9 protein-coding genes are annotated in these 8,515 nt (G+C 60.3%); 3 read left to right on the top strand and 6 right to left on the bottom strand.

Translation table 11 applies throughout. From position 1 onward, the window contains the following. Positions 1-164: 164 nt before the first annotated feature. Positions 165-929 (bottom strand): AraC family transcriptional regulator, encoded by a 765-nt coding sequence (locus tag PMI37_RS27195; RefSeq protein ID WP_008087324.1) that lies wholly within the window; start codon positions 927-929, stop codon positions 165-167. Positions 930-1,062: 133 nt separating this feature from the next. On the opposite strand from PMI37_RS27195, the gene PMI37_RS27190 reads away from it, so the two are divergent. Further along, the gene (locus PMI37_RS27190) at positions 1,063-1,878 is read left to right on the top strand and encodes a UDP-2,3-diacylglucosamine diphosphatase (protein WP_008087323.1); all 816 of its coding nucleotides are present in this window, start codon (positions 1,063-1,065) and stop codon (positions 1,876-1,878) included. Between the two features lie 115 nt (positions 1,879-1,993). Here PMI37_RS27190 and PMI37_RS27185 read toward each other — a convergent pair whose 3' ends face one another. Continuing rightward, the gene (locus PMI37_RS27185) at positions 1,994-2,584 is read right to left on the bottom strand and encodes an HD domain-containing protein (protein ID WP_008087321.1); all 591 of its coding nucleotides are present in this window, start codon (positions 2,582-2,584) and stop codon (positions 1,994-1,996) included. Between the two features lie 24 nt (positions 2,585-2,608). Further along, positions 2,609-2,920, bottom strand: coding sequence for a DUF962 domain-containing protein (locus PMI37_RS27180; RefSeq protein WP_008087319.1), 312 nt, complete (start codon positions 2,918-2,920; stop codon positions 2,609-2,611). Between the two features lie 164 nt (positions 2,921-3,084). Here PMI37_RS27180 and PMI37_RS27175 point away from each other — a divergent pair, with 164 nt between their 5' ends. Further along, positions 3,085-4,146: an AraC family transcriptional regulator gene (locus PMI37_RS27175; protein ID WP_202949192.1), complete on the top strand. Its 1,062-nt coding sequence runs from the start codon at positions 3,085-3,087 to the stop codon at positions 4,144-4,146. Here the strand turns inward: PMI37_RS27175 and PMI37_RS27170 are convergent. Beyond that, the gene (locus PMI37_RS27170; protein WP_008087314.1) at positions 4,103-5,557 is read right to left on the bottom strand and encodes a TrkH family potassium uptake protein; all 1,455 of its coding nucleotides are present in this window, start codon (positions 5,555-5,557) and stop codon (positions 4,103-4,105) included. The two genes, PMI37_RS27175 and PMI37_RS27170, sit on opposite strands and share 44 nt — an antisense overlap. A gap of 121 nt (positions 5,558-5,678) precedes the next feature. On the opposite strand from PMI37_RS27170, the gene PMI37_RS27165 reads away from it, so the two are divergent. After that, positions 5,679-6,245: a nitroreductase family protein gene (locus PMI37_RS27165; RefSeq protein ID WP_008087312.1), complete on the top strand. Its 567-nt coding sequence runs from the start codon at positions 5,679-5,681 to the stop codon at positions 6,243-6,245. Between the two features lie 95 nt (positions 6,246-6,340). Here PMI37_RS27165 and PMI37_RS27160 read toward each other — a convergent pair whose 3' ends face one another. Further along, positions 6,341-7,681: a sensor histidine kinase gene (locus PMI37_RS27160; RefSeq protein WP_008087309.1), complete on the bottom strand. Its 1,341-nt coding sequence runs from the start codon at positions 7,679-7,681 to the stop codon at positions 6,341-6,343. Positions 7,682-7,877: 196 nt separating this feature from the next. Next, the gene (locus PMI37_RS27155) at positions 7,878-8,327 is read right to left on the bottom strand and encodes a Spy/CpxP family protein refolding chaperone (RefSeq protein ID WP_008087307.1); all 450 of its coding nucleotides are present in this window, start codon (positions 8,325-8,327) and stop codon (positions 7,878-7,880) included. Between the last annotated feature and the right edge of the window lie 188 nt (positions 8,328-8,515).

The following is an 8,515-nucleotide window of genomic DNA, read 5'->3' as shown; positions in this document are numbered from 1 at the left end:
ACGCTCTGCGTGGTAACGCCGCTAGGGACGCTCTGCGTCCAGTGACGCGGAGCGTCACGGGCTGCATTCCCACGCGGAGCGTGGGAACGATCAACATCAAAAGATCGCAGCCTGCGGCAGCTCCTACATTTAAGCGTGTAGAGGTCAGTAAGTCTGTCGGCGGACTATCGTCGTTTGTCGCAGGAGTCGCGCCGAAGCTGGCCGGGTGATGCGCCGAACTCGCGCAGCACGGCGGCCGAGAACGCACTCTGCGAGCTGTAACCGACGCGACTGGCAATTTCGCCCATCGGCAACAGCGTGTCGCGGAGCATTTGCACGGCCAGATGCAAGCGTCGACTGCGGATGTAATCCATCGGCGTCTGCCCGCACTCGGCCATGAAGCGTACATGCAGGCGCGCGCTTGAGAGCCCGGCAACCCGCGCCAGATCGGCAACCTGCAGCGGATATGCGGCGTTTTGCTCGATGTGCGCATCCAGCGCCGCGTAGGGCAGGCGTCGGGCCGCCAACTCGGCCGGCCGCGCCTGATTGAGGCTGGCCAGCAGCAACACTGAACCTTGCTGCGCGATCAACGGATCGCTGACCGGGCTGTTCGCCAGCCAACTGACCAACTGACTCTGCCCGGAATCCAGCGACAGGCGCGCGGGCTGATCAAGCAAGCGGCGGCTGGCGTCGGCATGATCGCCCAGCGAGTCGACCAGCCATTGCCCGTCAGGAATATCCATCACCAGACAGCGGCTGCCATCGGGGCTGCCGCAAGCGTGATGCGCACCCGAAGGGATCACCACAAAACTCTGCTGACGTACCTGGCTGCCACAACCCTCGACTTCGAAATCCAGCGCGCCGGACAGCCCGAACACCAGTTGGGCGTGTTCGTGGCTGTGCACGATCAGATCGTGGGTGTACTGACGCAGGGTGAGAATCGGGCGCATGAACAAGTCTCCGGACAGGTTCGCAGTCTACACCGACCCGCACCGGGTGCGTTGTCACACGACTGACGCGCGCTTGTCATGGTCGATTAACCGGGCGCGCGCACAGTGGCGAAAACATCGCAGAGGGTTGCCCATGACCAGCGCCGAGCTCGCCAGACCCAGTCGCAAACAACGGGTGCGAACCCTGTGGATCTCCGACGTGCACCTGGGCACGCGCGATTGCCAGGCCGAACACTTGTCGACGTTCCTCAAGGGCTATCACGCCGACAAGATCTATCTGGTCGGCGACATCATCGACGGCTGGAAACTGCGCGGTGGCATGTACTGGCCGCAGGCGCACACCAATGTGATTCGTCGATTGCTGACCATGAGCAAGCGCGGCACCGAAGTGATCTACGTCACCGGTAATCACGATGAGTTTTTGCGCCGTTATTCGAAGCTGATTCTGGGCAATATCCAGTTGGTCGACGAGGCGGTGCACGTCACCGCGGACGGGCGCCATCTGCTGGTGATTCATGGCGATCAGTTTGATGTGATCACCCGATATCACCGCTGGCTGGCCTTCCTCGGCGACTCGGCCTACGAAGTGACCCTGACGCTCAATCGCTGGCTCAACCATTGGCGTGCGCGCTATGGCTACGGTTACTGGTCGCTGTCGGCGTACCTCAAGCACAAGGTGAAGACGGCGGTGAGTTTCATCAGCGATTTTGAAGAAGCCATCGCCCATGAGTGCGTGAAGCGCGAGTTGCACGGGGTGGTCTGCGGGCACATTCACCATGCCGAGATCCGTAAGGTCGGCGAGGTGGATTACCTCAACTGCGGCGATTGGGTGGAATCGTGCACGGCGCTGATCGAGCATTGGGATGGCACGATCGAGTTGTATCGGCTGGCGGATGCACAGGCCCGGGAGGCGGAGCTGAAGGCCGCCAAAGTCGCCGAACTTGCCTGATTCTCGGGTTTTTTAGAGGGCCTCATCGCTGGCAAGCCAGCTCCCACATGTTTTATGAGCGCCACAGAATCCTGTGGGAGCTGGCTTGCCAGCGATGAGGCCAGAACAAACAACATCAAACCGTGCTGTGTTCTTCCATCGCGGCCGTGTAAATCGAGTTCTTCGGCTGTGCAAACAACCGCTCCATCATCGGCTCGAAAAAGCTCAACGGCAGCGTGTCATAGTCAGGATCAAACGCCGCCGCATCGTATTTGGCGCAAAACTCGGCCGTCGCCTGATACTGCGGATGCCCGGCGAACTGCTCGCGCAAATGCCGATCCATGCCCAAGTGATGAAAGAAGTAATAACCCTGAAACACCCCATGCTTCTCGACCATCCACAGATTCTCGGCACTGACGAACGGCTTGAGAATCGCCGCCGCAATGTCCGGATGGTTGTAAGAACCCAGAGTGTCGCCAATGTCATGCAGCAACGCGCAAACCACATATTCCTCATCGCGACCATCACGGAAGGCGCGGGTCGCGGTTTGCAGCGAGTGGGTCAGGCGATCCACCGGGAACCCGCCGAAATCACCTTCGAGTAATTTCAGGTGGGTGAGGATCCGCGACGGCAATTGTTTGGCGTAAGCGCTGAAGTCGGCGGCGATGATCGCCCAGTCTTCCTGTGTTCCGTCCTTCATATGGGTGAAACGGGCATTGGCATTCATCGGCAAACCTCTGGTTCTTATTGTTCAGAACGCCACGCGACCCAGAATCATGTCGCGGTACATGACGAAGTCGCCAAGCAGGCTGTACAGCGGATGCTGAAACGTCGCCGGGCGGTTCTTTTCAAAGAAGAAGTGCCCGATCCAGGCGAAGCTGTAACCGGCCAGCGGCAAGGCCAATAACAGCAGCCAGGCGCCTTTGGCGATGGTCATCGCGAGAATGAAAATAACCAGCGTGGTGCCGATGAAATGCAGGCGCCGGCAGGTGCTGTTGCTGTGTTCGCTGAGGTAATACGGGTAGAACTCGGCGAAGCTGTTGAATTGCTTGATATTTTCCACGACCGCGTTCTCTGTGGTTATTGTTCTGGCGACGAGTTGTTCTGCGGGTAGCTTATTTGAGTCTAGAGTGATCATTGGCGTGGGCCAGTGACAATCGGCGCCACTTTAGTATCCTTCGCAAATCAGGCCGTAGCATGCGGCCCCTCATGTAAAAGAAAAACGCCATGAGCGAACGAACGACTTCTGCAAGCTGGGCGATGGGGATTGTCAAAGCATTGGAGATGGACGGCCTGGATTGCCGGGTTCTGTTCAAGCAACTGGGGCTCGATTACGCGGCTCTGGATGATCCGGATGCGCGCTTCCCGCAAGACTCCATGACCCGGCTCTGGCAACGGGCAGTCGAGCTGTCGGGTAATCCGGCGATCGGCCTGAACATGGGCAAAGTGGTGCGACCGGCCTCGTTTCATGTCGCCGGCTATGCGCTGATGTCGAGCAATACCCTCGCCGAAGGCTTTCAGCGGCTGGTGCGTTATCAGCGGATCATCGCCGAAAGCGCCGACTTGAGTTTTCGTCTGCTGGAGGAAGGCTACGCGCTGATACTGACGGTGCACGGCGATCATCTGCCGCCGACCCGGCAGAGCGCCGAAGCCTCGCTGGCCTGTGCCTTGGGCCTGTGCGGCTGGTTGAGCGGGCGTACGCTGCACCCGGTCAAAGTGCTGGTGCAGGGCGCCCAACCCGCCGATCTCGAACCGTATAAACAAGCCTTTCACGCGCCGTTGGTGTTCAACGCACCGTACGATGCGCTGATTTTCGAGCGCGCCGACATGGAAGCGCCGCTGCCCACCGCCAACGAGGCGATGGCGCTGCTTCACGATCGTTTTGCCGGAGAATATCTGGCGCGGTTTTCCGAGAGTCGGGTCACGCACAAGGCGCGGCAGGTGCTGTGCCGTTTGCTGCCGCAAGGCGAGCCGAAGCGCGATACCGTCGCGCAGACCCTGCATCTATCGCAGCGTACGTTGCAGCGGCGCTTGCAGGAGGAGGGCACGAGTTTTCAGCAACTGCTCGATGACACCCGCCGCGAGCTCGCCGAGCAGTATCTGGCGCAACCGAGCATGACCTTGCTGGAAATCGCTTATCTGTTGGGGTTTGCCGACCCGAGCAATTTCTTCCGTGCCTTCCGCCGCTGGTTCGACACCACGCCCGGCGATTACCGGGCGCGGCTGTTGCAGGCGCCGGGTACGGTCAGTGACGCCAAAAGGCCGGAATACACAGCACAAACACCGTAATGATCTCGAGTCGGCCGAGCAGCATGCCGAACGACAGGATCCACTTGGCTGCGTCCGGCAAGGTGGCAAAGTTGCCCGCCGGGCCGATGGTCTCGCCCAGGCCCGGGCCGACGCCGGACACGGTGCTTGCAGCGCCGGTCAGCGCGGTCATCCAGTCGACGCCAAGCAGCGACAGCAGCAGGGCGATCACGCAGATAGTGATGGCGAAGAAAAACGAAAAAGTCAGAATCGAACGCACGATCTCTTCGTCGAGGCGATGACCGTTGTACTTCTGCTTGATCACCGCGCGCGGGTGAATCAGCTGATTAAGGTTGGCCTTGAGCAGGATGTAGGCGACCTGGAAACGGAAAATCTTGATCCCGCCAGCGGTCGAGCCGGAACAGCCGCCGACGAAGCCCAGATAGAAGAACAACATCAACGAGAAGTTGCCCCACAGGCTGTAGTCGCCGAGGGCGAAGCCGGTGGTGGTGACTACCGAGGTCACGTTCAGCGCCACGTGGCGCAATGCGTCCAGCCAATGCAGGTTGGTCGTCCACCAATACCAGGTGCCAAGCACAAGCCAGGTCACCAGCAACATGCCGAGCAGACCCTGCACCTGCTGATCGCGGATCAGCGCCTTGCGGTTGCCGCGCATGGTCGCCACGTACAGGGTGAACGGCAGGCTGCCGAGAATCATGATCACCACCGCCACCCAGTGCACCGCCGGTTGCGTCCACTTGGCCAGCGACTGGTCGGAGGTCGAGAAACCGCCGGTGGAAATCGCCGACATCGCGTGGTTGATCGCATCGAACGGGCTCATCCCGGCCCACCAGAATGCGAGGCTGCCGACAATGGTGATGCCGACGTACGCCGCCACGATCAGGCGCGCCACCATGTGCGAGCGCGGCATGACCTTTTCCGAACGGTCGGATGATTCGGTCTGGAACAGGCGCATGCCACCGATGCGCAACAGCGGCAGGATCGCCACCGCCATACCGATAAAGCCGATGCCGCCGATCCAGTGCAGCAATGAGCGCCACATCAGGATGCCGGGGGACATGTCATCGAGATGATTGAGCACGGTCGAACCGGTGGCGGTGATCCCGGACATGCTCTCGAAAAACGAGTCGGTGTAACTGATGTGCTGGGTCAGCAGAAACGGCAGCGCGGCGAAAATGCACACCACCAACCAACTGCTGACGGTCAGCAAATACATGTCGCGCGGGCGCAAGTGAATGTGTTCGGGACGGCCGGGGATCACCAGCGCGAGGCCGGCGACGAAGGTGATCATGCTCGCCCAGAGGAACGACGGCAGGTCGCTGGTGCGATCAAAGATCACCAGGGTGGCCATGGGCACGACCATGGCGACGGCCAGGGTGATCAGGAAGATGCCGATGATGAAACCAATGATCCGTAAGGTCGGCAACGCCATGAAGTCCGCTCGGGCTGTGGTGGGAAGGGCGCCATTCTACCTGCGGGGCAGGGCATGTAAACCGGCATCCTGTTGGCAGATAAAGCTAGAATAGCCGCACATATTTTTCAGGAGGTGGCCGATGCAGGCTCTCGACGCGTTGCTCAACCGTGTTTCCGTTCCACGACTGGTCGAACCGGCCCCCACCGCCGAACAGCGTGAAGCCTTGTTTGCCGCAGCCTTGCGTGCGCCGGATCACGGGCATTTGCAGCCGTATCGCTTCTTGACCGTCGAAGGCGCTGCGCGCGAGCAGATGGGCGAGTTGTTGGCTGAAGCGGCGCAGCAGCAGGCAGGCGAAGTCACCGAAGCGATGATCGACAAGGCCCGCAATGGCCCGCTACGGGCGCCGCTGGTGGTTGTGGTGATCGCCAGGTTGCAGGATCACGTCAAATACCCGAAAGCTGAGCAGTTGCTCGCGGCGGGGTGTGCGGCCCACGGGATTTTGCTGGCAGCGTATGCGCAGGGGATTGGTGCGGTGTGGCGTACGGGGGATTTGGCGTATTCCCGGCACGTGGCGCAGGGTTTGGGCTTGGTTGAGGGTGAAGAAGTGATCGCGTTCTTGTACCTCGGCACGCCGCAGAAAGAACCGCGTGTGGCGGAGAAGGTAGATCTGGCCGAGTTCGTCAGCGCCTGGCCGGGTAAAGCTTAAAGTCAAAAGATCGCAGCCTGCGGCAGCTCCTACATTGGAATGCGTGTTCCTGTAGGAGCTGCCGCAGGCTGCGATCTTTTTGCATCACCGAAAATCTACGGCTGAACCACCGCGCCCGGCACCAACGGCAATTCCAGGCTGGCAATAAACCCGCCCTGCGGATGATTGGCCAACGTCAAACTCCCGCCATGCCGTTCCGCCGCTCGCCGGGCAATCGCCAGGCCCAAGCCATGTCCCGCCGCCGTCTGCCCCGGCGCCCGATAGAACGGCTCACCCAACTGACTCAAATGTTCGGCCTGCACGCCCGGCCCATGGTCGCGCACGCTCACAATAATTTTCTCGCCCTGACGTGAGGCCTGCATTTCAATCGCCTGACCCTCCGGGTTAAAACGCTGAGCATTGCGCAGAAGATTATCGACGGCCCGCTCAATCATCGTTGGCCAACCTTTGAGTTGTAGATGCGGTTCCACGTCCAGAAGCACTGTCTGCTCGGGTGAACCGAGTTTCGCGTCTTTCTGCAAAGTGCCGAGCAGCGCATTCAAATCCACGTCTTCCGCACTGGCGTTGTCGGCATCGACCCGTGCCAGCACCAGAATCTCACTGATTAATGCTTCCAGCCGATCGCACTCGCGAGTCAGGCGCGGCCAGAGCTTTTCGCGTTCTTCAGGGTTGGCTCGTTCGGCCAGCGCCAAGGCAATGCGCAGTCGCGCCAACGGTGAACGCAGTTCATGAGAAACGTCGCGCAGCAACTGGCGTTGACTGCCGATCAGGCTTTGCAGACGCGCACCCATGCGGTTGAAGTCGGTGGCGAGTACGCCGAATTCATCACGGCGGTTGGCCAGTTTCGCCAGGCTGTTCTGCTGATAGGTGGTCTGCCCCAGATCATGCACCGCGCCGCGCAGACGGCTGAGCGGGCGGGTGATGGAGAAGGTCACCAGCAAACTGAACAGGGTCAGCACCACCAGCGCGATGCCCAACGCACTCAACGGCCAGAGCAGGCTTTCGCGGTGCCAGGCGTCGAGTTCCGGGTGCGGGATGCGGTAGATGAACAGGTAGGTGTCACCGGTTTTTTCACTGGTGAATTCGTCAGTCAGGCGCCGCCATGGCAGGCGGCGGTCATCGTTGTTCTGCCGCGCTTCGAAGGCGGCGGCGCGGCGCGGGAAGGTGCCACGCACCACCGGATCGCCGGATTCGTTGAGCACCTGGACGTCGATGTGATATTGGCGTTTGCGTTGTTCGAGGATGTCCTGCGCGGCTTCCTCGCCTTGGGCTTCGTATGACTGCGTCCATTCGCCGGCGAGGCTGTTGAGGCCCGGATGGCGACTGAGGATCCACGCGTCCTGATTGAGCATGTGCCCGAGCAGAATCGACAACCCGGCCACCAATGCGATGGCCAGCCAGAAGCTCGCGAGAATACGCCAGAACAATGAACGCACAGAAAATCCTCAATCAAACATAAACCTTTGTAGGAGCTGCGGCACGCTGCGATCTGATCGTTCCCACGCTCTGCGTGGAAATGCAGCCGGGGACGCTCTGCGTCCCACAGTCAAAAGATCGCAGCGTGCCGCAGCTCCTACAGGGGCAAGTGCAAACAGGCCCGACGGGGTTAGCCGTCGGGCCATGGTCAGAACATTATTGCGCTTTTTGCGGCTGTTGCGCTTTCCACGCCTTGAACTCGGCCCATTCAGCGCGGCGTTCGGCCTGTTTCTTCTGGATCTCGTCGAATTTCTTCTGTTGATCCGGTTTCAGCACCGCACGCACATCGGTCTCGGCTTTCTTGTGGTTGGCTGCCACCTCGTCTTTCATGGCTTTCTGGTCAGCCGGCGAGAGTTTTTCCAGGTACTTGTCGACCACTTGCTTACGCTCGTGCATCTGCTCGCCCATGATCTTGCGGATCTGCTCGCGTTGTTCGCGGGACAGGTCGAGATGGCTGTACGGGCCTTTGCCGTGCATGCCGTGCATCTGACCGCCGTGGCGTGGGCCGTCGAGCGGGCCACCCATCGGGCCGCCATCTTGCGGCATGGCCATGGCGACGGTTGGCAGAGCGGCAGCGAACATCAGAGCGATAAGAGTCTTGCGCATGGTGTATCTCCTTGTCTCGTTCCCGGTACGTTCCGGATGAGTTCAGATTACGGAGATCAAGGTCAGCGGCGGTCAGCACTGCGTAAAGCTTGGGTAAAGACGTTTCGTCATCAACCTTACACATATCCCTGTAGGAGCTGCGGCACGCTGCGATCTTTTGATCTGTCTTTTAAAAACAAGATCAAAAG

The sequence above is a fragment of the Pseudomonas sp. GM80 genome (assembly GCF_000282515.1).
Lineage (GTDB): Bacteria > Pseudomonadota > Gammaproteobacteria > Pseudomonadales > Pseudomonadaceae > Aquipseudomonas.
Note: the sequence above shows the minus strand (reverse complement) of the source record. Positions and strands in the feature narration are given on the sequence as shown.